Annotated in this window: 1 protein-coding gene; it reads left to right on the forward strand. The window is 52.8% G+C overall.

Annotated elements, in window-relative coordinates; translation table 11 throughout:
* Positions 1-343: AMP-binding protein (locus EAE90_RS23470; protein ID WP_214055476.1), on the forward strand; the 343-nt coding region annotated here is incomplete at both ends.

Below are 343 nucleotides of genomic sequence, written 5' to 3' on the forward strand. Positions count from 1 at the left end.
GCGGTGCTGCAAGCGATGGTGACTAACTCTCAACAGCCGGTTGGAGAAATGGATATTCTGTCTCCGACGGAGCGCAAGTTGTTGCTGGAAACCTGGAACGCGACGGAAACCGCGTATCCTGATGCATGGTGTATTCATCAATTGTTTGAACAGCAGGTAGAGCAAACCCCGGATGCGACAGCATTAGTGCATGAAGAACAAACACTCAGCTATGCCGAATTAAATGCCCGTGCTAACCGGTTGGCCCATCAGCTGATTGCGCTGGGCGTAGCGCCGGATCAGCGAGTGGCGATTTGTGTGTCGCGTTCACCGGCTATGGTGGTGGGAATATTGGCAATACTGA

This window comes from Photorhabdus caribbeanensis, assembly GCF_018448885.1.
Taxonomy (GTDB): Bacteria; Pseudomonadota; Gammaproteobacteria; order Enterobacterales; family Enterobacteriaceae; genus Photorhabdus; species Photorhabdus caribbeanensis.